Annotated in this window: 1 rRNA gene; it reads right to left on the bottom strand. The window is 57.9% G+C overall.

The window, feature by feature from the left end:
• Positions 1–561 (bottom strand): 23S ribosomal RNA (locus V6B97_RS17125); the annotation flags it as partial.

Below are 561 nucleotides of genomic sequence, written 5' to 3'. Positions count from 1 at the left end.
GAGGCAGGCTTCCCGCTTAGATGCTTTCAGCGGTTATCCCTTCCGCACATAGCTACCCTGCTGTGCCACTGGCGTGACAACAGGACCACCAGGGGTGCGTCCATCCCGGTCCTCTCGTACTAGGGACAGGCCCTCTCAAGTCTCCTACGCCCACAGAAGATAGGGACCAAACTGTCTCACGACGTTTTAAACCCAGCTCGCGTACCACTTTAAACGGCGAACAGCCGTACCCTTGGGACCTGCTTCAGCCCCAGGATGTGATGAGCCGACATCGAGGTGCCAAACCGCGCCGTCGATATGAACTCTTGGGCGCGATCAGCCTGTTATCCCCGGCGTACCTTTTATCCAATGAGCGATGGCCCTTCCATGCGGAACCACCGGATCACTAACGCCGACTTTCGTCCCTGCTCGACATGTCTGTCTTGCAGTCAAGCTCCCTTATGCGTTTGCACTCGACGCCTGGTTTCCGATCAGGCTGAGGGAACCTTTGCGTGCCTCCGTTATTGTTTGGGAGGCGACCGCCCCAGTCAAACTACCCACCAGACACTGTCTCCACCCCGG

It is taken from the genome of Nitratidesulfovibrio sp. 1201_IL3209 (genome assembly GCF_036763125.1).
Taxonomy (GTDB): Bacteria; Desulfobacterota; Desulfovibrionia; order Desulfovibrionales; family Desulfovibrionaceae; genus Cupidesulfovibrio.
Note: the sequence above shows the minus strand (reverse complement) of the source record. Positions and strands in the feature narration are given on the sequence as shown.